The 25,568-nt window shown below is 42.0% G+C and carries 23 protein-coding genes; 20 read left to right on the top strand and 3 right to left on the bottom strand.

Annotated elements, in window-relative coordinates; genetic code table 11:
• Position 1 precedes the first annotated feature (1 nt).
• On the bottom strand, positions 2-580 hold the full coding sequence (locus ABIE26_RS21125) for a phosphoribosylglycinamide formyltransferase (protein WP_310145509.1): 579 nt from the start codon (positions 578-580) through the stop codon (positions 2-4).
• Positions 581-714: 134 nt separating this feature from the next.
• Between ABIE26_RS21125 and ABIE26_RS21120 the strand changes: the two genes are divergently transcribed.
• From ABIE26_RS21120 to ABIE26_RS21050, 15 genes are all read left to right on the top strand, one after another.
• Complete coding sequence (locus ABIE26_RS21120; protein ID WP_310145508.1) at positions 715-1,428, top strand: superoxide dismutase; 714 nt, start codon at positions 715-717, stop codon at positions 1,426-1,428.
• A gap of 158 nt (positions 1,429-1,586) precedes the next feature.
• Entirely contained in the window at positions 1,587-2,189 is a 603-nt protein-coding gene (locus ABIE26_RS21115) for a GIN domain-containing protein (RefSeq protein ID WP_310145507.1), read from the top strand.
• A gap of 119 nt (positions 2,190-2,308) precedes the next feature.
• The gene (gene rpsT, locus ABIE26_RS21110; protein WP_012780987.1) at positions 2,309-2,563 is read left to right on the top strand and encodes a 30S ribosomal protein S20; all 255 of its coding nucleotides are present in this window, start codon (positions 2,309-2,311) and stop codon (positions 2,561-2,563) included.
• Positions 2,564-2,633: 70 nt separating this feature from the next.
• Positions 2,634-3,332: a RadC family protein gene (gene radC / locus ABIE26_RS21105; protein WP_310145506.1), complete on the top strand. Its 699-nt coding sequence runs from the start codon at positions 2,634-2,636 to the stop codon at positions 3,330-3,332.
• A gap of 29 nt (positions 3,333-3,361) precedes the next feature.
• On the top strand, positions 3,362-4,198 hold the full coding sequence (locus ABIE26_RS21100; protein WP_310145505.1) for an endonuclease/exonuclease/phosphatase family protein: 837 nt from the start codon (positions 3,362-3,364) through the stop codon (positions 4,196-4,198).
• Positions 4,199-4,207: 9 nt separating this feature from the next.
• Positions 4,208-4,948, top strand: a complete 741-nt coding sequence (locus tag ABIE26_RS21095) for a prolipoprotein diacylglyceryl transferase (protein ID WP_310145503.1) — start codon at positions 4,208-4,210, stop codon at positions 4,946-4,948.
• Positions 4,945-6,336, top strand: a complete 1,392-nt coding sequence (locus ABIE26_RS21090) for a radical SAM protein (protein ID WP_310145502.1) — start codon at positions 4,945-4,947, stop codon at positions 6,334-6,336. The genes ABIE26_RS21095 and ABIE26_RS21090 overlap by 4 nt, the downstream gene beginning before the upstream one ends.
• A gap of 28 nt (positions 6,337-6,364) precedes the next feature.
• Positions 6,365-6,556, top strand: coding sequence for a hypothetical protein (locus tag ABIE26_RS21085; protein ID WP_310145500.1), 192 nt, complete (start codon positions 6,365-6,367; stop codon positions 6,554-6,556).
• An 88-nt stretch (positions 6,557-6,644) separates the two neighbouring features.
• Positions 6,645-9,044 (top strand): phenylalanine--tRNA ligase subunit beta, encoded by a 2,400-nt coding sequence (gene pheT, locus ABIE26_RS21080; protein WP_310145499.1) that lies wholly within the window; start codon positions 6,645-6,647, stop codon positions 9,042-9,044.
• Between the two features lie 10 nt (positions 9,045-9,054).
• Complete coding sequence (locus ABIE26_RS21075) at positions 9,055-9,345, top strand: hypothetical protein (RefSeq protein WP_310145497.1); 291 nt, start codon at positions 9,055-9,057, stop codon at positions 9,343-9,345.
• Between the two features lie 32 nt (positions 9,346-9,377).
• Positions 9,378-9,668, top strand: a complete 291-nt coding sequence (locus ABIE26_RS21070) for a cell division protein ZapA (protein ID WP_084241377.1) — start codon at positions 9,378-9,380, stop codon at positions 9,666-9,668.
• 347 nt (positions 9,669-10,015) lie between these two features.
• The gene (rny, locus tag ABIE26_RS21065) at positions 10,016-11,569 is read left to right on the top strand and encodes a ribonuclease Y (RefSeq protein ID WP_084241376.1); all 1,554 of its coding nucleotides are present in this window, start codon (positions 10,016-10,018) and stop codon (positions 11,567-11,569) included.
• 77 nt (positions 11,570-11,646) lie between these two features.
• A complete protein-coding gene (locus tag ABIE26_RS21060) occupies positions 11,647-12,171 on the top strand; it encodes a DUF962 domain-containing protein (protein WP_310145493.1) in 525 nt (174 codons plus the stop codon).
• A 112-nt stretch (positions 12,172-12,283) separates the two neighbouring features.
• On the top strand, positions 12,284-15,097 hold the full coding sequence (locus ABIE26_RS21055; protein WP_310145491.1) for a TonB-dependent receptor: 2,814 nt from the start codon (positions 12,284-12,286) through the stop codon (positions 15,095-15,097).
• 131 nt (positions 15,098-15,228) lie between these two features.
• On the top strand, positions 15,229-16,434 hold the full coding sequence (locus tag ABIE26_RS21050) for a hypothetical protein (RefSeq protein WP_310145489.1): 1,206 nt from the start codon (positions 15,229-15,231) through the stop codon (positions 16,432-16,434).
• Positions 16,435-16,498: 64 nt separating this feature from the next.
• Here ABIE26_RS21050 and ABIE26_RS21045 read toward each other — a convergent pair whose 3' ends face one another.
• Entirely contained in the window at positions 16,499-17,701 is a 1,203-nt protein-coding gene (locus ABIE26_RS21045) for a hypothetical protein (protein WP_310145487.1), read from the bottom strand.
• Between the two features lie 160 nt (positions 17,702-17,861).
• Between ABIE26_RS21045 and ABIE26_RS21040 the strand changes: the two genes are divergently transcribed.
• Positions 17,862-18,404 (top strand): hypothetical protein, encoded by a 543-nt coding sequence (locus ABIE26_RS21040; protein ID WP_310145485.1) that lies wholly within the window; start codon positions 17,862-17,864, stop codon positions 18,402-18,404.
• Between the two features lie 313 nt (positions 18,405-18,717).
• On the opposite strand, the gene ABIE26_RS21035 is transcribed toward ABIE26_RS21040, so the two are convergent.
• Positions 18,718-18,930 (bottom strand): hypothetical protein, encoded by a 213-nt coding sequence (locus ABIE26_RS21035; protein WP_310145483.1) that lies wholly within the window; start codon positions 18,928-18,930, stop codon positions 18,718-18,720.
• Between the two features lie 268 nt (positions 18,931-19,198).
• On the opposite strand from ABIE26_RS21035, the gene ABIE26_RS21030 reads away from it, so the two are divergent.
• The 4 genes from ABIE26_RS21030 to ABIE26_RS21015 all read left to right on the top strand — a co-directional run bounded on the left by ABIE26_RS21030 (position 19,199) and on the right by ABIE26_RS21015 (position 25,134).
• Positions 19,199-19,792, top strand: a complete 594-nt coding sequence (locus ABIE26_RS21030) for an RNA polymerase sigma factor (RefSeq protein ID WP_310145481.1) — start codon at positions 19,199-19,201, stop codon at positions 19,790-19,792.
• A 71-nt stretch (positions 19,793-19,863) separates the two neighbouring features.
• A complete protein-coding gene (locus ABIE26_RS21025) occupies positions 19,864-20,778 on the top strand; it encodes a FecR family protein (RefSeq protein WP_310145479.1) in 915 nt (304 codons plus the stop codon).
• A 92-nt stretch (positions 20,779-20,870) separates the two neighbouring features.
• Positions 20,871-24,011: a TonB-dependent receptor gene (locus ABIE26_RS21020; RefSeq protein WP_310145476.1), complete on the top strand. Its 3,141-nt coding sequence runs from the start codon at positions 20,871-20,873 to the stop codon at positions 24,009-24,011.
• A 25-nt stretch (positions 24,012-24,036) separates the two neighbouring features.
• Complete coding sequence (locus ABIE26_RS21015) at positions 24,037-25,134, top strand: hypothetical protein (protein ID WP_310145474.1); 1,098 nt, start codon at positions 24,037-24,039, stop codon at positions 25,132-25,134.
• The last annotated feature ends 434 nt before the right edge of the window (positions 25,135-25,568 follow it).

The raw sequence follows: 25,568 nt of genomic DNA, 5'->3' as shown, positions 1-25,568 counted from the left end.
GTTATTTTTTAATTTTCTTAATGATGCTTTCCACAATACGCGGATAATGCAGGTGTTCCAGTTGCTGGCCTTTAAATTTGATCATCTCCAGGTTGTCCGATTTATCAATGCGGTACCTGGCCTGGTAAATGTATTCACCCTCATCGTAGTTTTCATTTACATAGTGAATAGTGATGCCGCCTTCGGGCTCTTTCGCTTCCATAACGGCCAGATGTACATGGTCGCCATACATGCCTTTGCCACCAAATTTAGGTAAGATGGCTGGGTGGATGTTAATGATACGGCCCGGATATTCGGCGATGAGTTTTTTAGGGATGAGCCATAAGAAGCCTGCCAGTACAATCAGATCAATTTCCAGGTTCTTTAGCATGTCAATAATGCTGTCACTATGGTAAAACTCCTTTTTGTCAAAAATGTGAGAAGGAATTTCAAAATTGTCTGCACGTTGTAAAACATACGCATCAGGATTATTCGTCAATACCAAAGCAATCTCTGCTTCGGTACTTCTTTTAAAATGCTCCATTAATTTCTGAGCGTTTGATCCTGATCCTGATGCAAATATGGCAATGCGTTTCTTCATATAGAGGTCAAAGATAAAATTTTTGTAAAAATATAGTCACACACAGCAACAATTTACGTATATCGTTAGTTATAATAGCGCAATGGTTTAGTATTGCATCATTATTCTTTTAATCCCGTAAAATAATCCTGATCATGGAAACAAACACCCGCAGAGATTTTATTAAAAATACGTTGACCGCATCATTGGCTGTAGCTATGGCTTCGCCGCTGGCGGCTATTGCCGGTACAGAAAACACAGGCGCTGCCGCTTTAAAGTTTACCCAGCTGCCCTTAAAATTTCCTTACAATGCATTTGAGCCCAATATAGATGCGCTGACTATGGAAATTCATTATACCAAACACCATACTGCATACATCAAAAATGTAAACGATGCTATAGCTGCTGAAAATATACCTTACGCTACAGAAAAGGAGTTTTTTAACAATGCTTCGAAGCTTTCGGCCAAAGCCCGCAACAATGGCGGTGGTGCATGGAACCATAATTTCTTTTTTGAGACCTTGAAGCCAGGAACTTCGGGCGGACCGCAGGGTAAGCTAAAAACTGCAATTGAGCAAACCTTTGGCTCTTTTGATAAGTTTAAAGAACAATTCTCTGCTGCGGCTGCTGCTCGCTTCGGTTCGGGATGGGCATGGCTGGTAAATGACAAGGGTACCTTAAAGATCAGCTCTACTGCCAACCAGGATAACCCATTGTTTGACAATGCGGAAGTGAAAGGCACGCCATTGCTGGGATTGGATGTATGGGAGCATGCTTACTACTTAAAATATCAGAATAAACGCGCAGATTATATCGCCAGCTGGTGGAATGTGGTAGACTGGGACGTTGTTGGCAGAAGATTTAAGTAGGCGTTCGTCGAAAACGATCTGGATTGGTCGAGAAGTTTAGGGTGTTGGTCGTGGCTATTGCTGAACTGGTATATTGCTGAAAAAAGGGCTGCAACGTTTTGAAATTGAAGGCGTCTTATCTACAAACAAATAAGACAACAATTTTAAAACATAAGATTATGAAAACCCTTACAAAAACATTATTCGCAGCAGTACTGGCAGTAGTACTTTTAGCGTCATCATCAGTTAAAGGTCTGGCAGCAAACACAATTCAGTTAGAGATGCCGGCCACAGGATTCAATAAAATATGGGTTAGCGGAAACGTTAAGGTCTTCTTAACCCAAAGTGATAAGGAAGGCGTGTTTGTGGAGGAAGATTTTAATCCTGCTTTCACATCGGTGATGGGAAAAGGCAATACCTTATATATTAATTCCTCAGAAATAGGTTGTGTGGTTATCCGGGTATCTGTAAAAGATCTGCAAAGAATACAGGCTGCCGGGAATGCCCAGGTGGTAACCAGCAATAAATTTGATGTAAAATGCCTTCAGGTGATTTTGAGTCAGAGCGCTTCTGCAAAAGTGGATGCCATAGCGGGGAGTTTATATACAAACGTACGTGAACATGCACGCCTGAAAATGAGCGGGGTAACTGATCAGCATACCGCTGTGGCTACGAATACAAAAAATGTGCAGCTGGATGGTCTTTTAAGCCTGAGCACCACGCGGCCGCAGGCTGATATGGATATGGGACTGATTGCAGCACAGCTTACAGCGATAAAATAAAACATAAAATAATTTGCACAATGCTTTTGTAATTTAAAAACATTAATTCTATATTTGCAGTCCGAAAATTAGAACAATAAAAGAGCGGTAACGCTAAAATAAAATATTAACAATAAGAAATGGCAAATCATAAGTCTTCATTAAAGAGAATCAGAGCAAACGCTGCTAAACGTTTACGTAACAGGTACCAGGCAAAAACAACGCGTACGTTTATCAAAAGATTGCGTGCTGCGGAAGATAAAAAAACTGGATTGGAATTACTTCCTAAAGTAGTTTCTATGCTGGATCGTTTAGCCAAAAAGAATGTTATACACAAAAACAAAGCAGCTAACAACAAATCTAAGCTGACTAAATTTGTGAATGGCTTAAAATAAACATAGCTTTACAATATTGTAAAAGGGATATGCATTGCATATCCCTTTTTTGTTTCAATGAATTTACGCTATGAAGGTTTACCAGGAAAAATTGGGTATTAAGCTATGGGCCGAAGCCGACAGGCCCCGCGAAAAATTGTTGCTTAATGGAAGGCGGTACCTGACCGATGCCGAACTGATCGCCATTTTAATAGGTTCGGGCAATAAGGACGAAACGGCGGTAGACCTGAGTAAACGTATACTGGTTTCCTGTAACAATGACCTGGATGCATTGGGTAAGCTATCGGTAAAAGACCTCTCGAAGTTCAGGGGGATTGGTGAAGCAAAGGCTATTGGTATTGTGGCGGCACTTGAACTGGGCAGACGCAGAAAAGAAGCGGCGGGCGAAGAGCTGATGAAGGTTATGACCTCAGCTGATGTTTATAAAATGCTGCTCCCTGTTTTTGCCGACCTGAACCATGAAGAGTTCTGGATCCTGATGCTAAACCAGGCCCATTATGTAATTGGCAAACAGCTGGTCAGCAAAGGGGGCATGGCAGGTACAGTGGCCGATCCGAAGGTTGTTTTTAAGACCGCACTGGAGCATAATGCTGCCTATATCATCCTGGCACATAACCATCCCTCAGGAAACCTTAAACCCAGCGCTGAAGATTTAAGCATTACCAAAAAACTGGTTGCCGCTGGTAAAACGCTCGATTTATATGTGCTCGACCATCTTATTGTAACGAATAAGTTGTTTTTTAGTTTTGGAGATGAAGGGTTAATTTAACATTGAAGCTGTAAATTGGACTTATGAAGATGATGACGAAATTATGTATGGGTTTGCTGCTGCTGACAACAGCTGCTAAAGCCCAAAGAAAGCCGGCGGATTACATCAATGTAATGAGCTATAACATCCGCTACAACAATACCACGGATGGAGAAGACGCCTGGCCTAACAGAAAGGAAAATGTAAAGGCGCTGGTGAAATTTCATGATGCAGATATTTTATGTGTACAGGAAGCGCTGGCCCTGCAGGCTGATCAGTTGCTGGAAAATACAAACTATGAAATGGTTGGTGTAGGGCGTACGGACGGGAAGCGTGAGGGCGAGTTTTCTGCTGTTTATTTTGATAAAACAAGATTTGTAAAAAAAGATGGCGGTACTTTCTGGCTATCGGATACGCCCGAAAAGCCATCCAGGGGCTGGGATGCAGCAATTGTCAGAATTTGTACCTGGGTACGACTGTACGACAAATGGAATAAAAAAGAGTTTATGGTTTTTAATACCCATTATGATCATGTGGGCGTACAGGCCAGAATTGAATCGGCTAAGCTGATCAAAAAGAAGATCCAGGAAATTGCACCTAAATTGCCTGTGGTGCTGACAGGCGATTTAAATGTTACACCGGAAACAGAAGCTATTGCGACCATCAAAACTTTTTTAAGTGATACCAAAGAAATCTCCATGGAACCCGCTTATGGGCCTGATGGTACGTTTAACAGCTTTAAATGGAATGCTCCATTGAAGGACAAGATCGATTATATTTTTGTGAACAAAGGCTTTAAGGTACAGAAGTTCGGCGTGCTGAGTGATAGTAAAAACCGGCGTTATCCTTCGGATCACCTGCCCATTATGGCCCGGTTGTTTTTTTAAGTATTGGTTTTGAGTTTTCCCGTTCAATTTAAGCTCTTTGGAGAATTATACCACTGGCACTATATTTTTGAGCTGCTGGCCTTCTTTGTTGGCGTGCGTTTATACTATTTCCTGAAAAAAGGGATTAAAGATTCGATTTCTGATGAAAACAGGCTGTGGATTATGCTTGGAGCAATGCTGGGTGCTTTGGTTGGTTCCAGGGTAGTTGCCATACTGGAAACACCAGGGCAACTTGGGCAGCTTAGTTTTTTAGTACTGTATCAGAGTAAAACCATTGCCGGGGGCTTACTTGGCGGCCTGTTTGGGGTAGAGCTCGTTAAAAAGGCAATCGGGGTAAAAATAGCATCGGGCGACATTTATGTGATCCCCATTATTGTGGCGCTGTTTATAGGACGGATTGGTTGTTTCCTGATGGGTATTGATGAGCCCGTGTTTGGGAACCCGACTAAGTTTTTTATGGGAATGGATCTGGGTGATGGCTTAAAAAGGCATCCGGTAGCGTTATACGAGATGCTGTATATGGTTTTGCTATGCGGTCTTTTTATCGGGCTGAGCAAAAAAGAGATGATCAATGGCGATCGCTTTAAGCTGTTTATGGTGCTGTATTTTTTATACCGGTTTGCCGTGGAGTTCATTAAACCTTACCAGCCTCTTTTTTTAAATTTAAGCAGTATACATTGGTCGGCATTGTTTATATTTCTGTATTATTATAAATTCATCATCCGCACAGCGAAACGATTATACCTATGAAGACCAGAGATTACATTTACTACGATTATACCAAAAGCCTTTGCCCGGAATGTTTGCAGCTTTGCGATGCCAAGATTGTGTTTCAGGACGCAAAAGTGTTTATGCTGAAGAACTGCAGGGTACATGGCGACAGTAAGGTCATGATTGCTGATGATGTTGAATATTACAAGCAGATCAGGAATTACAATAAGCAGTCGGAGATGCCCCTGAAGTTTAATACCAAGGTACATTATGGCTGTCCTTACGATTGCGGATTGTGTACAGATCATGAGCAGCATTCCTGCCTTACGATAATAGAAGTAACGGACCGCTGTAACCTGAGTTGTCCGACCTGTTATGCCATGTCATCCCCAAATTATGGACGGCACCGCACACTGGAGGAAATCAATAAAATGATGGACGTGGTGGTTGCCAATGAAGGTGAGCCGGATGTAGTGCAGCTTTCGGGAGGGGAGCCTACCGTGCATCCGGATTTCTTTAAAATACTTGACCTGGCCAAAACCAAGCCTATTAAACACCTGATGGTAAATACCAATGGCATCAGGATAGCAAAGGATATTGGCTTTGTAGAAAAGCTGGCCTCTTATATGCCCGATTTTGAAATTTACCTGCAGTTTGACAGTTTTAGCGCCGATGTACTGGAAAAGCTGAGGGGCGAGGACCTGACGGAGGTAAGGAAGAAAGCCATTGATCACCTGAACCGGTTCAATGTTTCCACAACGCTGGTAGTTACCCTTCAGAAAGGGGTGAATGATCATGAAATCGGGGAAATACTGGATTATGCTTTAAAGCAGAAATGTATAAGGGGCGTAACTTTTCAGCCTACCCAGGTGGCGGGAAGGAACGACAACTATAATGATCAGCAGGGCAGGATCACGCTGACAGAGGTGAGGCGTAAAATTTATGAGCAATACCCGCTGTTTAAACCGCAGGACCTGATCCCGGTGCCTTGCAATCCAGATGCGCTTTGTATGGCCTATGCTTTAAAGCTGGACGAGGAAGTATTGCCCATGACGCATCTTGTTAACCCGGAAGATCTGCTCAACAATTCAAAAAATACCATTGTTTTTGAGCACGATGAAAAACTAAAAGCACATATGCTCAATTTGTTTAGCACAGGGGTTTCTGTAGATTGTGCCGAGGGGACATTCGGAGAGTTGATGTGCTGTTTGCCCAGGGTGCAGTCTGACAGTCTGAGTTACAACAATCTGTTCAGGATCATTATCATGAACTTTATGGATCCACTGGACTTCGATGTTAGGGCCGTTAAAAAATCATGTGTGCATATTGTAAGTGATAAGCTGAAAATCATCCCTTTCGAAACCATGAATATTTTTTACAGGGACCATAAAATAGATGCAATAAGAGAAAAATTAAACCTCAATTAATTTACATTTGTAAACCAAAGCAATAGAGATGGCAGTTTTTTTACTTTACTGGGTCGCTGTAGGCATTTTGCTGCTGATCGGATTTATCCAGCTCATCATTAAAGCCGTTAACGATCAGCCCTTAAAACCAGCACTAAGGCTGCTGATCATTGGCGTCATACTGCTGGTAGTTGGTGCCGGCGCATGTGTGGCCATTCTGAGCAATATGAGCTTCCATTAACAATTTATCTTTTTAATTTCACAGGGCTTTTTGGGCTTTCCGCTTTCGCCATTAAATAATATCTTTGCGTTTTATTTGAATACGCGACATGAAGATATCATACAATTGGCTTAAACAATTCATTCAAACGGATAAAACCCCGCAGGAGCTTTCGCTGATACTGACAAATATTGGCCTGGAAGTAGAGAGCCTGGAAACAGTACAGGCTGTTGCCGGTGGCCTGGAGGGCTTGGTTATAGGTCATGTATTGAGCTGTGTGCAGCACCCGAATGCAGACCGGCTGCGGGTAACTACTGTTGATGTTGGCGGACCCGAAATTTTGCAGGTTGTTTGTGGCGCACCCAATGTGGCACAGGGACAAAAAGTAGTGGTAGCCACGGTAGGTACTACCGTTTATCCAAACGAAGGAGAACCATTTAAGATCAATAAATCAAAAATAAGAGGCGAGGTGTCGGAAGGTATGATCTGTGCTGAAGATGAGATCGGTTTGGGCGTATCTCATGACGGAATCATGGTTTTGCCTGAGGATGCAGTGACAGGTACTCCTGCAAAAACTTATTTCAAACTGGAAGATGATTATCTTTTTGAAATTGGCCTTACCCCGAACCGGGCCGATGCCGCTTCACATTTAGGTGTGGCAAGGGACCTGGCCGCGTATTTCCGTTCATCGTTACAGATGCCTGATGTTTCTGGTTTTAAGGTAGATAATGAGGGGCTGAAGCTTGAAGTGCAGGTGGAAGATACTGCCACTGCGCCAAGATACAGTAGTGTAACCATCAGTGGTGTTACGGTTAAGGCCTCACCAGAATGGTTACAGGATAAGTTAAAAGTAATTGGCATCAGGCCAATCAACAATATTGTAGACATCACCAATTATGTACTGCATGACCTGGGCGTTCCTTTGCACGCTTTTGATGCAGACCAGATCAAAGGGGCAAAGGTTATCGTTAAGAAATGTGCTGAAGGAACACCTTTTGTAACACTTGATGGTGTTGAGCGCAAGCTTTCGGCCGAAGACCTGATGATTTGCAATGCAGAAGAGCCGATGTGTATTGCGGGTGTTTTTGGTGGCAAGAGTTCTGGTATTACCGAAACCACAACAAATGTGTTTTTGGAAAGTGCCTATTTTAACGCGGTTTCTGTACGTAAAACGTCGAAAAGACATGGGCTTAAAACAGATGCTTCGTTCCGGTTTGAGCGCGGTACAGATCCTGATATGACGGTTACTGCCTTAAAACGTGCAGCATTGCTGATCAGTGAGCTGGCTGGCGGCAAAATTGCTTCCCAGGTTTCAGATATTTATCCGGAGCCCGTTAAGCCTTTTGATGTGGAAGTAAGTTATGCCAATATCAACAGGTTAATCGGTACAGAGATCCCTTCGGCAGAGATCAGGGCAATTGTTGTTGCTTTAGGAATAGCCGTAGAGGCCGAGACTGCTGAGGGACTGAGATTGAAAGTGCCTGCTTTTAAGGTAGATGTGACCCGTGAATGTGATGTTACGGAAGAAGTGCTGCGGATTTATGGTTACAACAACATCGAGATCCCAAGTAAAATAAATGCGTCTTTATCGTATAGTGCCAAACCCGATAAAGAGCAAACCCAGCATGTAATTGCTGATATGCTTACTGCGAATGGCTTTTTAGAAATCTGGTGCAATTCTTTAACCAAGGGGGCTTATTCTAAAAATCCGGAAGAGGCGGTACAGATCCTGAACCCTTTAAGTTCAGATCTGAACGTAATGCGCCAGGAACTGCTGATGCCTGCCCTGGAAAGTGTTGCTTATAACCAGAACAGGAAAACGGCCGACATTAAGTTTTATGAGTTTGGCAAAACCTATCATTTGATTGCAGGAAAATATGTGGAGCGCCCGCGCCTGCTGGTACTGCTTTCAGGAGCAAACCAGTCAGAACAATGGAACCAGAAGCCTGCGCCGGTTAGCTTTTACCATTTGAAGGCTGCAGTTGATGCGGTTATTGGCAGGTTGGGCATTACAGGCTATCAAACTGAGGAAGTACAGGATGCGAATTTCGCTTTCGGCCTGAAATATTTGAGGGGCGAGAAGGCTATCGTGACTTTTGGTGGGGCTACTGCGGCTGATAAGAAAAAGGCAGATGTAGATAAGGATGTGTATTATGCAGACTTTGACTGGGCGCTGTTGCTGGATATGGTAAGGAAGAATAAAATTGTGAACCAGGAGGTGCCTAAATATCCTGCTGTAAGAAGGGACCTGTCTATGCTGGTAGATACAGATATTACTTTTGATGCCTTAAAAGCGGTTGCTTTAAAGGCCGAGAAGAAGCTGATCAGGAACATACAGGTGTTTGACGTGTATGTTGGGGATAAGCTGCCGGCGGGTAAAAAATCTTATGCATTGAATTTTACGATTCAGGATGAGGAGCAAACCTTAACCGATAAACAGATTGATGCAGTTATGCAAAAAATTATACATAACTTAGCACAAACAGTTAAAGCAGAAATTAGAAAATAAAATATTTTTCATGTCATCAGTTGCAGATCAATTAACCTCCGTATTGCAGAAAACAGCTCGCTTAATAGAGCTTTGTGGTGCATTACAAGAAGAAAATGACCTGTTAAAGCTGGAAAATGAGTCGGTTAAGGTTGCGCTTGATACTTCAAAAAACAAGAATGCAGACCTTGAAGAGAAGTTGAGGGTTTTAAAGTTGGCGAAAAGTATTGAAGGCACAAGTGAAAAGACACTTGATATAAAGCAAAAAATTAACGAATTTGTGCGTGAAATAGATAAGTGTGTTGTATTGCTTAAAAAGTAAGCAATATCTGAAAAGTGAAACAAAGCTAAGAAATGGGAGAAATCTCGATAAAAATAACTATTTCCGACCGTATCTACCCTTTAAAGGTAAATACCGAGGAAGAAGAAATTGTAAGGCGGGCAGCCAAGATTATTAATGAGCGCATAAAAGACTATCAGGAAAATTATGCGGTCAGAGATAAGCAGGATTTGCTTTCTATGGCAGTATTGCATTATGCAACGGCAGTACTGAGGGTAGAAAACAAGGTCCAGAATCAGGACACAGCTGTTGCCGAGAAGGTGGAAGAACTGGATAGTTTATTAAACGATTTTTTTTCAAAATAAGTACGTTCTTTACATAAGTTAAGATTAGCACAAAGACATAGCCGCAGCTAGGTTTTTGAGTTTCACTATTTTTAAAACTTAACACTTCAATATTTATAGGATTGAGAGGGTGTATTTCATCTGCATTCGTGCACCTGAAAATGACTTAAATCCTAATTATAATTAGTTGAGGTTTTTAAAACGAGGGGCTCAAGGATTTAGTTGCGGTTTTTTTTTGAAACTACGGATGGTGTGGTTTCAGGATATAGATAAAAAGAATTATAAGTAATCAGATAAGATTAAAGTCCCGGAGGGATTGGTGCTTGCAAGAGGATTGTATCTGATTAAACAACAAATAATAATAGAGAATGGAAATACTAGGATATGTACTGGCCGGCCTTGTGGTTGGTGTTTTAATAGGGAGGTTCCTGCTCAGGAACCTGCTGAAAGCGCAGGAGACTGCTGCCCAGACCAAGGTGAAAAAGATGCTCAAGGATGCCGAGAGCAAAGCCGAGATCATGAAGAAAGACAGGTTGCTGGAAGCAAAAGAGAAGTTTTTGCAACTGAAATCTGAGCACGAGCAGGAAGTAAACTCAAAGAACAACCAGATCAACCAGCGCGAGAACTCGCTGAAACAGAAAGAGCAGTCTTTGAACCAGAAACTGGAAAATGCGAGCCGCAAAGAGCAGGAACTGGATAACCATAAAAAGAACCTGGAAAGGCAAACAGAAATTGCGGTAAAGAAACAGGAAGAAGTTGAGGTGCTGAAAAACCAGCACATTAAACAGCTGGAAACCATTGCCGGCCTGAGTGCTGATGAGGCCCGCGGGCAATTGGTAGAAAGCATGAAGCAGGAAGCCCGTACCCAGGCCATGATCCAGGTAAAGGATATTGTAGACGAGGCTAAACTTACCGCTACCAAAGAGGCTAAAAAGGTGGTCATCCAAACCATACAGCGTACCGCTGTTGAGGCGGCCATTGAAAACACCGTATCTATTTTCCACATCGAAAGCGACGAGATCAAAGGACGTGTAATTGGACGCGAGGGACGTAATATCCGTGCACTTGAGGCCGCTACAGGCATCGAGATCATTGTAGACGATACACCGGAGGCCATTATCTTATCTGGTTTTGACCCGGTAAGAAGAGAGATTGCCCGTTTGGCCCTGCACCGTTTGGTAACAGATGGCCGTATACACCCTGCCCGTATTGAAGAGGTTGTTGCCAAAACAAAGAAACAGATAGAGGATGAGATTGTAGAGATTGGGGAACGTACGGTGATAGACCTGGGTATTCATGGTTTACACCCAGAGCTGATCAGAATGGTTGGACGTATGCGCTACCGTTCGTCTTATGGACAAAACTTATTACAGCACTCGCGCGAGGTAGCCAATTTCTGTGCTACTATGGCGGCAGAACTGGGCTTAAATGCTAAAATGGCTAAACGTGCCGGATTGCTACACGATATAGGTAAAGTGCCTGATGACAATCCGGAACTGCCACACGCTATCCTGGGTATGCAGCTGGCTGAAAAATATAAAGAACACCCTGAAATTTGCAATGCCATTGGTGCCCACCACGACGAGATAGAGATGACTTCTATGATCTCGCCGATTATCCAGGCTTGTGATGCGATTTCAGGTGCGCGTCCGGGTGCCCGTCGTGAGGTTGTAGAAAGTTATATCAAACGTTTAAAAGAGCTGGAAGAGCTGGCGCTTTCTTACCCTGGTGTAGAGAAAACATTTGCCATCCAGGCAGGTAGGGAATTGCGCGTGGTAGTAGAGAGCGAGCGGGTAACCGATCAGCAGGCCGAATTGCTTGCTGCTGATATCTCTAACCGTATACAGACAGAAATGACGTATCCTGGTCAGATTAAGGTAACAGTGATCAGGGAGACACGTTCCGTTTCATTTGCGAAATAGTTAACCTATTATATTTTAGAAAAGCGATGGGATTACCCATCGCTTTTTTTTATTTTTACAGTTAAACCAATAACGACATGAAGAAGGAGCAAAACAAAGGGACAGGGGCCAATACCAAAAGTGAGGTAGATATGCTTTTTGACAAGTATGCGGAAAGCCACCAGAACCATACCAACGAAACCATTCACTGGGTTTGCGTTCCTTTAATTGTTTTTAGCCTGCTGGGCCTGGTTTGGGCCATCCCATTTCCACATCTGGAATTTCTGGGCAGGTACAATGGTTATGTAAACTGGGCCTCATTTCTGATTGCCTTTTCGGTGTATTATTATTACAGGCTGTCGCCGGTAATGTCGTACCTGATGTTGCTGCTGATCTTTGGAATGTCTATTCTTATTGTGCAGCTGGAGAAAGTTGAAGCCGCTGGCGGCCCTGCGTTATGGCTGGTTTGCCTGGTAATTTTCGTGCTGGCCTGGATAGGGCAATTTATAGGTCATAAGATTGAAGGGAAGAAACCTTCATTTTTAGAAGATGTTAAGTTCCTGTTAATCGGCCCAATTTGGTTATTGCACTTTATTTGCAAAAAAGTAGGCCTAAGATATTGATCTGAAAGCCATTTAATGATTTCTTAACATTTGGGTAAACGAATGGTAATTTGAAGCTAACATATAGCTAACATTGTGGTAATAGCTTTGCTGGAAATTAATATACGGCAAATTGAAATCACAACTACACCTCAAAAAAGCACTATTTACAGTGCTGTTTTTAATTATCGGCGCTACAGTATTTGCGCAAACAGGAAAAATTTCAGGTAAAGTATCAGATAAGAAAACTGGCGAAACACTGATTGGTGTTACAGTTAAGATTAAGGGTACGACACAAGGTGCCTCGACTGACGTTGATGGTAAATATGTTCTAGGCGGATTGACAGCCGGAAAGTACATGCTTGAAGCGACTTATATTGGCTACACTGTTAAAACCATCGCTGATGTAGAAGTAAAAAGCGGTACTACCGTACTCGATATTGCTTTGGAAGAATCCAACTCACAGAAGCTGAATGAAGTAGTAGTAACCGGGCAGGCTGGCAGAGAAAGCCAGACAGCAATATTGATGAGCCAAAAGAATGCAACTGAGATTAAGCAGGGTATTGGTATTCAGGAAATGTCGCGTAAGGGCGTAAGTGATGTGGAAGAGGGGCTGACCAAGATTACCGGTATTACTAAGGTAGATGGTAGGGGCCTTTTTGTAAGGGGATTGGAAGACAGGTACAATAACCTGTTGATCAACGGACTTGCGGTTCCTTCAAACAACCCTTTCAAAAAGATTATCCCTTTGGATTTATTCCCAACTGATATTGTAAGCGCACTGGAAACCTACAAAACCTTTAATTCGGGCTTGTATGGAGATTTTGCTGGTGGAACATTTAATATTTTGACTGCCAGGGGGCAAAAGAATTTAACTAAAGTGAGTTTCGGTGCGGGATTTACTACAAATAATAATTTCCGGAAATTCCTTGTTTCAAAAGAAGCAAACTCTTTTTCTGATTATCTTGGACTCACTGGAAAAGAAAGGGATTTACCTAAAGTATTTGGAAAGGTACCAGCAGCCTATCAGATGTCGGCTTCTGAAGCCAATTCGCAATTTGGTTCCGGTTTTGACGTAGAAAAAATAACTGCCCCTGTAAACTCGAGCTTTAGTATTCTTCATACCGGGAAAATCGACTTAAAAGGCCAGCAGTTTATACAATACCTTATTTCGGTAAACACAGACAACAGCTTCCAGATTAGAGAGGGAGTAGATCGTTTTTTCAGTACGGCTCAAGGGGTATATGACAATAATTTATATACTACTAAGTATAGATTTGCTACCAATTCGTCTTTACTAGGATCAATCAATTATAACTCCGAGCGCCTAAATTTAAGTTATAATGCCTTTTATCTAAGGAGTACTGAAAATATGATCCAGGATCAACTGGGTTATACCAACAGCCAGGCAACTGTTACAAATGCATTCATCAGGCTAAACCAATTGCAGAAAACAGATTTCCTAAACAACCAATTGTTTGCCAGTTATAAGTTAACTAAAGATGACAGACACAATATTCGCGCAGGTATATCTCACTCTTTAACTAAATACCAGTTGCCGGATAGAAAATCTTTCAAAGGTGCGCGTCTTGATGATGGACGCACTGCGATAAGTTATTCAGGCAATAGCGTAGTAAGACAGTATATGGACTTTGATGGTAGCTTTTTCGCATCCGGCTTACTGGAATATAACTGGAAGTTCGGAAACGAAGACCTGACTAAAGCACATAAATTGTCTTTGGGTTACAATGGTTCATATAACAAGATGGAGTCTGTTTTTAGATTCTTAGTTTCTCAGGATATGGCATCAAATGGTGTAACTATCCCTACGAACAAACCAGATCAAACTCTAGCCTCTGAAATATCAGCGGGTAATTTTACTTACAGAGAAGGTTCAAATGCTACCTACAAGGCAAGAATGCAGGAAGGAGTAAACGCAGGTTATGCAGATTTAGCGTTGAGACTTAGTGATAAGGCTAATCTGAATGGCGGTGTGAGGTTTGAACAATCCCAGCGGCTAACCAGATTCAGGAACTCAGGAAGTTTTAACGATCCTTTTCAAAGAGTGACTAAAAACAACTTTGACATTCTTCCTTCATTGAACTTTAAATATGCTTTAACTGAAAAGGCAAATTTTAGAGTGTCGGCATCTAAAACGCTGACTAAACCAGTAATTATGGAGGCATTTCCATTGGAATTTGTGAACCCGGATGCTACCATTGAAACAGGTAATCCGAATGTGATCAACAGTAAAAACTATAACCTGGATGCTAAATATGAATTGTTTCCATCAGATAAGGAAATGATAGCTGTGACTGGTTTTGCAAAATATCTTGACAATCCTATTGAACGTTTATTTGTTCAATCTGCAGGTAGTGGTGGTTTACAGATTACATACAATAACTCTAAGAAGGCCATCTTATATGGAGCTGAACTAGAGTTGTTGCTACAGCTAGGACGTATATCCGAATCTTTGTCTGATTTCTCTTTTGGATTTAATACCTCGCTGATGTTTACAGAAGTAACTATTGACAAAATAAAAAATAGTTCTGAAACAGCTGCCATAGGTAATGACAATACTAGAAAATTACAAGGTGCGTCGCCATGGCTGGTTAATGCTGATATTAAGCACGAAACTGAATTTAGCAAGAAATGGAAAAGTACAATGACATTAGCCTATAGTATCTATGGGGAAAGGATCTATGCGGTAGGTACCAATGGTTTGGATAATTATTATGAAAAGCCTTTCGGGAAGCTGGACTTTATCTGGAACAATAAGCTTGGAAATAAATGGGATTTAAAAGTAGGAGTAGAAAATATCTTGAACCCGCTTTATAAAATAGAACTTGGAGAGAAAAGTTCGGTGCCAATCTATGAAAATGACCTGAGAGTCAAGGATTACAAAAGAGGTGTAGGTATATCTTTAGGATTAGGTTATACTTTCTAAAAGTACTGTTGTTAACATTGGTTTAACGAATCAGTAATATAAGCGTAAACCGGTGTTAACATACAGGCAATATTCAAGAGGTAGTTTTGTATTAAAGAAAAAATAGATAGATAAACATAAATCTTTTAAAAATGAAAAAAGTATTTTACGCAATTGCAATCGCAGCATCAATATTTACAGGCTGCTCTAGTGACGACGATGATCCGATTGTAAAGCAGCCGGTAGAGGGTGAAATCAGCGGTGAATTGGCGACTAGTAAAGTTTTTGCTTACGGAAACTATACATTAAAAGGCATGGTTAAAATCAAATCAGGAGTTACCATCACTTTTGAAAAAGGATCAACCATTACCGCTGATAAAACCAATGGTGAAGCTGGCTTGATAGTTTTACTTGGAGGTAAACTGATTGCAGAAGGAACAGCAGATGAACCTATTGTGTTCACGGAGAAGTCTAAGGTGGCCGGATCATGGGCAGGCATCATCATGTACGGAGACGCCCCAATAGTTAATTCAGCTACAGCACCTGCTCCACAATCAGCAAAATCTGAAGACGGATTAGACTTACCTTACGGCGGAAGCAACGAACAACATAATGGAGGTTCATTAAAATACGTAAGGGTAGAATATGCAGGACAGGTAATTACTTCTAATAAAAAAGAACATAATGGTTTCTCGTTCTACTCTGTAGGGGCAGGTACTACATTGGAAAACCTGGTATCCTATAAAGGTAACGATGATGGTTTCGAATTCTACGGTGGTACTGTTAGCGGTAAAAACCTAATTTCTTACGGTAACTCAGATGATTCTTTCGACTGGCAAGATGGCTGGAAAGGCCAAAACAATAGCAATTGGTTTGCTTACCAAACTGTTAAAGCTAACTACGGAATGGAAATTGAAGCAAAAGGTGTAAATAATGCTTTCGGACCAAAAGTAACCAATATTACCTTGAAAAGAGCTGCTGGTACGGTAACTGAAGACCAAAGCGAAATCCAGTTGGATGCTATTCAGTTCAAAGCTCAAGGAAATGGTGATTATAGCAACATCATAATTGATGGTTATGCTAGCCAAACTACACCTACAGCTTTTAATGGTGGTGCAGTTCAAATTAAAGATGTAGCTACTTATGATAACCAGGTTGTGGGTGGTAAAATCAAATTGACAAACGTTAAAGTTACCAATACACCAAATCTATTTATTACAGGAGCAACGGGTTTCACTGTTAGCGCTGCAAGCTTCCCAGGCACTAACTGGGGACCTACTACAACTGCAACAGGTGCTGCTTTAACAGGTGGCAAATGGGCTACAGTTGATGGTGTAAACTTACTGGCAAACCTATAATATTAATACGCTTACATAAAGCGCAATAAAAAACCGGCTGTTCTAACCAAGAACAGCCGGTTTTTTATTTTAAGCCAGGTTCATAAGCATAAACCACTTTATAAGGCAGGTTCTTTAAGTTCGAAGAAAGCTGTCCTATATTTAAGTTCTCCTTTTGCGGAGTAGGCTCACATATAGAATAGGTTTTACCCTTATAAACAATAGGCTGGCCTACAGGCTTGTCAAATTGTACGGCCATGGTAATATGTGTTGGGTACAGCATGGCAATCATCGGCAGATCATAAATCTCCTTTACCAGGTAAAAAAATAAGGCAGCCCTGTCATCGCAGTCGCTGTATTTTGAAAACAATGTTTCTTCGGGCGATAGCCGCTTTTCTTTGCCAAACTGCTTGTCGTCATCCTCGTATAAAAATGCGTAACGGGTAAAGCGCATCAAATAATCAATGCCTTTCTTCTGGTTCATCCCATTCAGGTTCTTTTTAAGAATGGGAATTAAAGAGCCGTAAGTTTCTTTGCTTAATGGGATGTTAAAATAGGATTCAAAATCTACCACCGGGTAATTGGCAAAAATGGCCTCTACGTCTGAGTTCAGTTTAATGTTAAAGTGATAGGTTTTATGTTTGTAGTTAAATTGTACCTGCTTTTCATAATAATCTTCCGGTTTAAAATCGGGCATCCTGGTCACTTTATAGGAAAAAGCTTCTTTGGCATCCGGCATGCTGATCATTTCGTATGGAGGAACCTTGTTCAGGTCGGCATAGGCATAATCGTGGCGGTTCAGGCACATATATCTTTTATTCTGGTAGTTTACAAAAGGAATATCGGATATATCTTCGTCATTATAAACATAGAAGATAATCCTGTTATCGGAAATGGTTAGTCTGGCATCATAGCCCGACTTACCCAGAAAAAACCATTTATAGAATGTATAGCGTTCATAGTTTTCCTTTTTAGGGCTAATGGCCTGGGCTGTTTTCCTGATCAGCTGGTAATACAGCCAGTCGTTCAGCTGGTGTTCCTTTTTATAGTTTAGCAGTTTGCTCAATATCACATCGTACTTGCCCTGGCTTACGCGGTCATAGTGTGCAATAATCTGTTGCTTGGATAAAGTGACATCATTGTTCACAATAATCGATGAATCTACCTCCAGGTTGAAGGTATCGTTGTAAAACTCAAAACTAGTGTTGTAACTGTTTTGCTGGCCATAAGCATAAGGCATGGTCAGTAGGAGGCAGCATACACCGAATATTTTGAGCAGACGGGTCATTTTTACTTAACATTTAGTTTACATTAAATATACGTATAATTAACATGTGTTGTATATTAAGCTTTCTTCTTATACTTCTTTAAAAGCTTAACCTAAGCTTAACACACTCGTTGTAGCAAAGCTTCGCTCATACCCGTATTAGCTAAAAAACAAACAAATTATGAAAAAGAAAAGTATTCATCTGTTGATACTATTGACAGTTATTCTGATTAACCTTTCCTGCACTAAAGACAAGGAGCCACAGAAACAACCAAAAATTGAAATTGATGAAAAGAATTTAACCGCTTGTCCGGAGAAAGCAACCTGCCAATATTTGTTTACTGAAAACACCGATTTAAATATAGAACCCATTATTTTTAAAACAGGTAATTACCGTGTGTTTTGGAGCGAAGTGCAGACGCCTGATATGAGTGCGAAACTTTACATCAAAGCACCTATGCAGGGGAAAGACTTTTCATTAGGAAAGACTGATATTTTGGAGGAGCGGGTGAAACTGATCAGGTCTTGTCCTGCCTGTTCAATGATTCCTTTGAAGGAATTGGATGGTTATGTTAAAGGCATCAATTTAACACCTGACAAGCCTGGTGATCAGGCAAAATGGTTGCTTGAGATAAAACTGATAGTAGGGGCTGATGAAGAATCGTATGAGAGAGACACGATTTATATCAAGCAGCATTTTTATCCAAACTTTGTTTACAATTAGTAGAATAGTACGAATTTCGTTGTTTTAACAAAAAACTTTTATCATAATCCATAATTAACAAACCCTTAATATCGCTGCCTTACTTTTGTGGCATAAATATTTGGTTAGTATTTATAAAGTTTAGGTTTAGTTGATAACAAAGAGCCCCGATGGATGTCGTGGCTTTTTGTTTTATAACAGCTTTCGGATTGAAAGCAGATCAAATGCAGATTGAACCCAGGTTGCTTCGGAAAAAGGTACCGGTTTTCCGAAGGAGGCCTTAAGTAAGGTACTCGGATTCTGCAGTCGAACCAGTAAGTGTTAAACGAGACAGTTATAGTAAAGACAAAAGTTCAATGGTTGAGATTTCTGCTGGGTTCGCAAATTGCCTATGATATAGGCTTTCTGGTATAATAAGCTCACCTGAGGTTGTCTGTACAGCAATTCCCTGTTCTGTTTTCTTGCAGGAAACAAAGTCCCCAACATCTGCGTTCAGTTCATTAAGCCTGATCAACAGTTCATAAACCACATAGGTTGCTATCTGCATGCGCCAAAATTAGGAAACATTAAGCTAACCGTAAATTATCATTTTGTTAACAATTACTTTGCAGTGTATGAAAAGTTAACCCTGCGGTCAAATCTCATGGATAAAAAGCTACCTAACACTGCTTATTCTCAAATATTGCAGGAAAGCGGTGATGAAGGCCAAGTCACGGAGCAACCGAATTTTATAGAAGCTTAAGCCTGTGCAGCTTTAATTGCCTTTAACAATTTTTTAATACTAATGAATTAGCTTTGCATCGAATAAATTCTAAATGAAGAACTCAACTGACCAGGAATTGCTGGGTGCTATAAAGGGTAACGATCATGCTGCCTTTGAGGTTTTGTTCAACAGGTATTGGGAATACCTGTATTCCATCATCTACCGGAGATTAAAAGATCGGGATCAGGCCCAGGACATTGTTCAGGATATTTTCATTTACATCTGGAACAGCAGGGCCTCACTTTCTGTAAGGACGGGGATGGAGCCTTATTTGTTTACCGCAGCTAAAAATCAGTTGTATTCACTTTATCGCCGTGAAAAACTAAAATTGACCAGGGAAGCGGAACTCCAATACCAAACGCCTGTTTCAGCCCAAACTGATGAGCTCGTACTTTTTAAGGAGGTCGATCGCCTGGTAACGGACGAACTGGAAAGGATGCCGGATAATGTTCGCAAGTGCTTTACCCTGAGCAGGGAGGAAGGAAAAAGCATCCGGGAGATTGCCCTTGAGCTGATGCTTTCAGAAAAAACCGTAAAAAACAACATATCGGATGCATTAAAGCGTCTGAGGGTACATCTGGGCAGTTATTCAGCAGAAACACTTTCCATCCTGCTGATATCCGAAATCATTGCTCATCAAATTTAACTGACATTTAACAATTTATTAACGGACTTTTTTGGCTCCCGGTAGACATCCTATTGTAGCAGCTTAAAAAGATGAATGATAAAATAAAAAATGAATTTGAAAAATGGTTCAATTCTGCAGATGACCATAAACCGATCGACCTTTTTCGCGACGACTCGACAAAGGAAACCATAAGGTTTGGTCTTTGGGAGAATATTCGTTCCGCAACAGTCCCGAAACCTAAAAAGCAGTTCGGAAACTTCTGGTGGATGAAAGTCGCTGCCGTTCTTTTTTTGTTCAGTATGGCTACACTATGGATCTACAAACAACAGCCAGAGGCGCCCATCAGGGCCAGACTCCAAAGCTATAGCACTAAAAATGGAGAGATAAAAAAGATCCTGCTCCCGGACAGCTCCCAGATCTGGTTGAATGGCGGTACGCAAATACGGGTGCCAGAAAAGTTCGCAAAACTGCGCGAAGTCTATTTAGACAATGGGGAGGTATTTTTCCTGGTCAAAAAAGATGCATCCAGACCTTTTGTCGTTCACTCGCAACAGCTCAATACCAAGGTGCTGGGTACCTCATTTAACATCAGAAGCTATGCAAGCGAACCTGGGATGCAGGTCAGTGTCAAAACAGGTAAGGTACAAGTGACTGAAAAAACGGGTAAACAAGGAATGATCCTCCTGCCTGCTGAGCAGTTGAACTATTCCCTTAACGGTAAGCATTTCAACAAATCTACCATTGATCTGGGAGCCATCAATGGCTGGATCGAACACCGCCTATATTATAACCGTACTGAGCTTGGGAAGATCTTAGCCGATCTGGAAAGACAATATGGAGTCGTATTTCAGGCCGAAAACCCGGGAATGCTCAGCTGCCTTTATACAACCAGTTTTGAGAACCTACCACTGGAACAAGTATTACTCAAGTTAAAAATGTTGGGTAGTCTGGAATTTGAGCACAAAAAAAATATCATTTACTTAAAAGGAAAGGGGTGCCTATAAGATAAAAGAACATCAAAGAAAAAGCCCTGCGCTAACAGGGCTCTAAAAACGGCCATTAACAAATTATTAATGACAATTCACTACTCAAAATTATGATTTTTAAACTATACGATTACATCGTTAAACAAAAAAAACACTTTCTATTTTTATTATTCCTGCTGATACTGTCCCTAAATTTTACGGCAGGAGTGTCTGCACAGGACATCAATTCCAGCAAGATCTCGGTTAATTTCTCCGGAAAAAAACTACTTGAGCTGATCCCTGAACTCGAAAAGATCACCGGGATGCGCTTTGAATACCAGCACAACCTTTTCGAGAACAACAATCCCCTCATCACTTTAAAGGTAGAACAACAAACGGTTGCTGCAGTCTTAACCAAATTGTTTGCCGGTACCGTACTTACTTATAAGCAGGCTGGGAACAGTATTCTGATTATTGCCCGGCCAGTTCCGGTCAAAAAAGCGCAATCTGGTAAGGTTTCCGGCAAGATCACCGATAGTGAAGACGGGAGCGCAATTGCCGGTGCTTCCATCCGCATTGGCGGAAAAGGCACCAGTACCGATACCGCAGGTGTTTACAATTTTAATCTCCCTGCAGGCAATTATAGTGCAGAGGTCAGTTCCATTGGTTATGGCAGCAAAAAGGTCACCGGAATCCTGGTTACTGAAAATAAAGCCTTTATACTGAACATTCCCCTGACCAAAGATAAAGGACAGCTGAACCAGGTCACCGTGTCTGCCCGCAGGGTACAGGAGACCGGAACAAACGCGGCAATCGTTGACGAGATCAAAAATGCCGATGCAGTGGTGAGTGGGATCTCTAAAGAGCAGATCGCCCGTAGTCAGGACAGGGACGCCGCCGAAGTGGTGCGGCGGATTCCGAGTGTAAGTGTCATGCAAAACCGGTTCATTATCGTTCGTGGCCTCCCTCAAAGATACAATTCAGTGCTGCTCAATGGCGTAACAGCTCCGAGCTTTGAGGCCGATAGCCGTGCCTTTTCCTTTGACATTATGCCCAGCAGCATGATCGACCGGATCCTGGTCTATAAGACTGCAGTACCGGAATTGCCGGGTGATTTTGCCGGAGGTGTAGTTAAGGTGTATACCACAGGAATGCCGGTAAAAAACGCATTCAATGTGAGCTATCAGGCCTCATTCAGACAAGGCACGACGCTAAGCAGCTTTTATCAGCAGCCGCAGGGCAGCAAATCCTGGCTGGGATATGACGACGGAACGTATGCACTACCCAAAGCTTTCAAGGAAGCCAGGAACCTGGATGGCAGAATAGACCTGATGCCGGTCAAAGACCGCAGACCGCTGACTAAAACATTCAACCAGAACTGGGATGCCGGACAGCAAACTGCGCCATTGGATACCAGGCTCAATATGGATCTTGCCCGGCGTTTCTACCTGGGCAAGAATACCCAGTTCGGATTGGTTTCCGCATTAAGTTATACCAATTCCTACCGCTACCAGGTCATCTCAAGAAATACAGGGAAATTTGCAGGTGGGGAAAATAAGTTTACCAGGGAATATACTTTTGCCGATCAGTCCTATGAACACGATGTCAGGGTCAATGGTTTATTAAATTTGTCGCTAAATATCAACGCAGATCATGAGATTACATTCAAAAATCTGTATACGCATCTGGGCAGCTCAGCTTTTGTGGATCGCGCCGGAATTGCCGGAGAAGAGGCCTCAGATTCTGATGAGGGTTATCTGGCACAAAAAGTTTTGTTAAACAATTACAGGGGTACTTACCTGGGGCAACTGACCGGAAGTCACAAATTTTTCAATAAGAAAACGGAAATTGACTGGCTGGTTTCTTATAACCAAACCCGGTACAACGATCCTGACCAGCGAAGCAGGGAATTTTCTGTGGATCCAGCGAAATATTACGGCACTTATTCCTTACTGGAACGTAACCTGGATCGTAACATTGTTTCTGCGGCAAATCGTGGCCGTCAGTACATCAACCTGCCCGATACGTCCAGAACAGCTGGACTGAATGTTGTTCAGAACTTTGACTTTTCTGGCTTCAAACCTCAGCTGAAAGCCGGGATTTTTATAGAGGATAAAGACCGAACCTTCGAATTTATACAACTGGGCTACCTGAGTGATGACCCCAAATACGGCCCCGGACAAGTGATCGGTGAAACCTATGGCAGGCAGAACAGCTATACAGCTTCAAACTTACTCCAGGCCGGATATTTAGCCGCAGAAATTCCACTCGGCAGTTTAAAGATCAGCGGTGGTGTCAGGGTAGAAAAGAACAGACAGCAGCTGCATACGTTTGCCTATCAGACCACTGGTGAACTGGCAAATAGCAAAATTGATCTGGACAGAAAACACACCAGTGTGTTGCCATCCCTGAACATCAGTTATAACCTGAATGAAAGTAGCCTGATCCGCAGTGCCTATTCCAAAACACTGAACCGTCCTGAATTCAGGGAGATCGCCAGCTTTTTCTATAAGGATTATTATACCGGACGACTGGCTTACGGGAATCCCGATCTGAAAACCCAAACCGATATCGATAACCTGGACGTGCGGTTTGAACATTACCCTGGTTTGGGTGAAATGATCAGCATTGGGGCATTCTATAAAAAATTCAAGAACCCCATAGAGTTTTATTATTATGCAGGTACCAGCAGCCGGAATAATTTTCAATGGGGCAATGCGGAATCGGCGAAGAGTTATGGAGCGGAACTGGAGTTCATCTTAGGGATGCAACGCTTTTTTTCGGAACAGAACTGGCTGAACAGGCAAATGCAAAAAGTATCTGTACTTTTTAATGCCACTTATGTATACAGCAGGGTGAATTTAGGGGCAAGAGCTGGCCTTCAGGATAAAAACAGGCCGATGTACGGACAGTCGCCTTATCTGATCAATAGTGCTGTCAATTATACCGACGATGAAAGCGGTTTAAAAATGACAGTAGCTTACAATGTAATCGGTAAACGCCTATTCGGAATAGGAAACATCGATTATCCCAATATTTATGAGTTGCCACAGAATTTACTGGATTTTAGTTTTTCTAAGAAACTCTCTAAAACATGGGAGCTAAAGGGCGGGGTTCAGAACATTTTAAATGCCCGTAGCCTGCAGATGCAGGACATCAATGGTGATGGAAAATATAAGGTAACCGAAGGGGCCTTCGACAGTGTAGACAACCGATACCAGTCGGCTTACCAGGGAACGTATTATACACTCGGAGTTGGCATCAGGTTATAATTAGCATGCTTTAAAAACACAGAAAATGAGAACATTTAACACCATAAGATTACTTTACATTTGTCTTACGCTGCTGATTGCCTTCAGCAGTTGCCGGAAGCAGGAAGACCTGTTCGAGTTTGTAGAACAGCCAGCGCCGGTACCACCTCCACCGCCTCCATTGTCGAATGACCAGAAGAATGTCAAGTTCAAATACAATGGAGCAGAAAAAGAAAGCAGCATGAGTGCCAGAAGAACATTTATTGATGTTTATTCTGGGACACCTTCGGCGACTGCGCACTACCGAAAAGGGTTTGAGTTTATTGTCCGTCTGGATGATGACCTTTACGATTATTCAACGCTTAGGGTCAGTTTGCCTTTAGATGAAAACGGTAATCCAAAACCCGGCACTTACAGCATTCAAAACAATGAGGCGACGGAAGGGAATGGAACGGACATTGCCTATAGGGCAGCGTCTGCCAGTACGACTTTCCCAAACACCCGTTACAGCACACAAAAAGATAAATTTATATTCAACCTGAGCCTAAGATTGGAGAAATTTGATCCCCTGACCCATGAGGTGGCCGGTGTGATTGATGAGCTGAGCATTCAGGACAAAACGGAGAGTTCAAAAAGAATCAGCCTGAGCGACCTGGGTTTTAACCTGGTTTACGATCATTTTGAAATTTATCTGAATGATGTGTTTACCTATGAGGGCAGTACTGATCCCAATGGCAGTAGTTTCTGGTACACAGGGAATGGTACTTCAAATCTATATCTCACCTCTGGCACGGCACCTTTTGATGGGGCAACGGCTTTGTTTAACCTTGCGGATTTTAAAGGAATAGGAAACTATTCCTCAGAAACAACTTTAGATCCTGATTATGGTCCGACCAGTGCTTTAATGATCAGCGATGGCAGCGGTGTAGCCATGATCGATGAGTACGCCGTTCCCCTCATTAATCCATCCACAACGGAGATCAAAGTGGAAACGTTCGTGGAAAATGTACTGATCAGGGGCTCATTTACAGCGAATGAAGCAAAACTCTGGGGCAACAACTCAGGTGGGTACTATCCAAATACTTTGATACCCGGCAAACCGGTCTATAAGATAAGTGGCTCTTTTTTTCAACGGCAGCTGTAAATCTATAAAAGAACTGAAAGCGTCTGCGTTTATAAACGCAGACGCTTTCAGTTCTTTTTTATTGATACCGATTAGGTTAACTTGCCTTCAGCCAATGCTGCCTGTTTACACAGCTCATCGGCAAATATGTCTTGCCATTTTAAAGGTATCGATGCATTTATAGTGGTCAATGCCTTATCCGTGATTAAAACCCAAACGCATCATCACCGCTATGAAAAGCAATGGATCGCGATTTCAACCCTAAGATGATGAATTTCGCAAACAATATGGGAACGAACCCGCAGATTGGCTCCCTGCCGTTATTTATTTGATCAGACCCAGTCTTACAAAAAAATACAGAATGCTCGGATAAGCGTCCATCGGTCAAGATCCTGGGTTTAAATGTGAAAAAAATAAAATTGTATTCACCCGATTGTTGGTTTTTGTTGTAGTCT

The organism is Pedobacter africanus (assembly GCF_040548825.1).
Taxonomy (GTDB): Bacteria; Bacteroidota; Bacteroidia; order Sphingobacteriales; family Sphingobacteriaceae; genus Pedobacter; species Pedobacter africanus_A.
Note: the sequence above shows the minus strand (reverse complement) of the source record. Positions and strands in the feature narration are given on the sequence as shown.

Excerpts from the sequence above, each read along its gene's own strand:
- rpsT (WP_012780987.1), top strand. The coding sequence starts at position 2,309 with ATGGCAAATCATAAGTCTTCATTAAAGAGAATCAGAGCAAACGCTGCT.
- radC (WP_310145506.1), top strand. The coding sequence starts at position 2,634 with ATGAAGGTTTACCAGGAAAAATTGGGTATTAAGCTATGGGCCGAAGCC.
- ABIE26_RS21015 (WP_310145474.1), top strand. The coding sequence starts at position 24,037 with ATGAGAACATTTAACACCATAAGATTACTTTACATTTGTCTTACGCTG.
- rny (WP_084241376.1), top strand. The coding sequence starts at position 10,016 with ATGGAAATACTAGGATATGTACTGGCCGGCCTTGTGGTTGGTGTTTTA.
- ABIE26_RS21035 (WP_310145483.1), bottom strand. The coding sequence starts at position 18,930 with ATGCAGATAGCAACCTATGTGGTTTATGAACTGTTGATCAGGCTTAAT.
- ABIE26_RS21030 (WP_310145481.1), top strand. The coding sequence starts at position 19,199 with ATGAAGAACTCAACTGACCAGGAATTGCTGGGTGCTATAAAGGGTAAC.
- ABIE26_RS21115 (WP_310145507.1), top strand. The coding sequence starts at position 1,587 with ATGAAAACCCTTACAAAAACATTATTCGCAGCAGTACTGGCAGTAGTA.
- ABIE26_RS21075 (WP_310145497.1), top strand. The coding sequence starts at position 9,055 with ATGTCATCAGTTGCAGATCAATTAACCTCCGTATTGCAGAAAACAGCT.
- ABIE26_RS21040 (WP_310145485.1), top strand. The coding sequence starts at position 17,862 with ATGAAAAAGAAAAGTATTCATCTGTTGATACTATTGACAGTTATTCTG.
- ABIE26_RS21045 (WP_310145487.1), bottom strand. The coding sequence starts at position 17,701 with ATGACCCGTCTGCTCAAAATATTCGGTGTATGCTGCCTCCTACTGACC.
- ABIE26_RS21060 (WP_310145493.1), top strand. The coding sequence starts at position 11,647 with ATGAAGAAGGAGCAAAACAAAGGGACAGGGGCCAATACCAAAAGTGAG.
- pheT (WP_310145499.1), top strand. The coding sequence starts at position 6,645 with ATGAAGATATCATACAATTGGCTTAAACAATTCATTCAAACGGATAAA.
- ABIE26_RS21025 (WP_310145479.1), top strand. The coding sequence starts at position 19,864 with ATGAATGATAAAATAAAAAATGAATTTGAAAAATGGTTCAATTCTGCA.
- ABIE26_RS21100 (WP_310145505.1), top strand. The coding sequence starts at position 3,362 with ATGATGACGAAATTATGTATGGGTTTGCTGCTGCTGACAACAGCTGCT.
- ABIE26_RS21020 (WP_310145476.1), top strand. The coding sequence starts at position 20,871 with ATGATTTTTAAACTATACGATTACATCGTTAAACAAAAAAAACACTTT.
- ABIE26_RS21050 (WP_310145489.1), top strand. The coding sequence starts at position 15,229 with ATGAAAAAAGTATTTTACGCAATTGCAATCGCAGCATCAATATTTACA.
- ABIE26_RS21120 (WP_310145508.1), top strand. The coding sequence starts at position 715 with ATGGAAACAAACACCCGCAGAGATTTTATTAAAAATACGTTGACCGCA.
- ABIE26_RS21070 (WP_084241377.1), top strand. The coding sequence starts at position 9,378 with ATGGGAGAAATCTCGATAAAAATAACTATTTCCGACCGTATCTACCCT.
- ABIE26_RS21090 (WP_310145502.1), top strand. The coding sequence starts at position 4,945 with ATGAAGACCAGAGATTACATTTACTACGATTATACCAAAAGCCTTTGC.
- ABIE26_RS21085 (WP_310145500.1), top strand. The coding sequence starts at position 6,365 with ATGGCAGTTTTTTTACTTTACTGGGTCGCTGTAGGCATTTTGCTGCTG.
- ABIE26_RS21125 (WP_310145509.1), bottom strand. The coding sequence starts at position 580 with ATGAAGAAACGCATTGCCATATTTGCATCAGGATCAGGATCAAACGCT.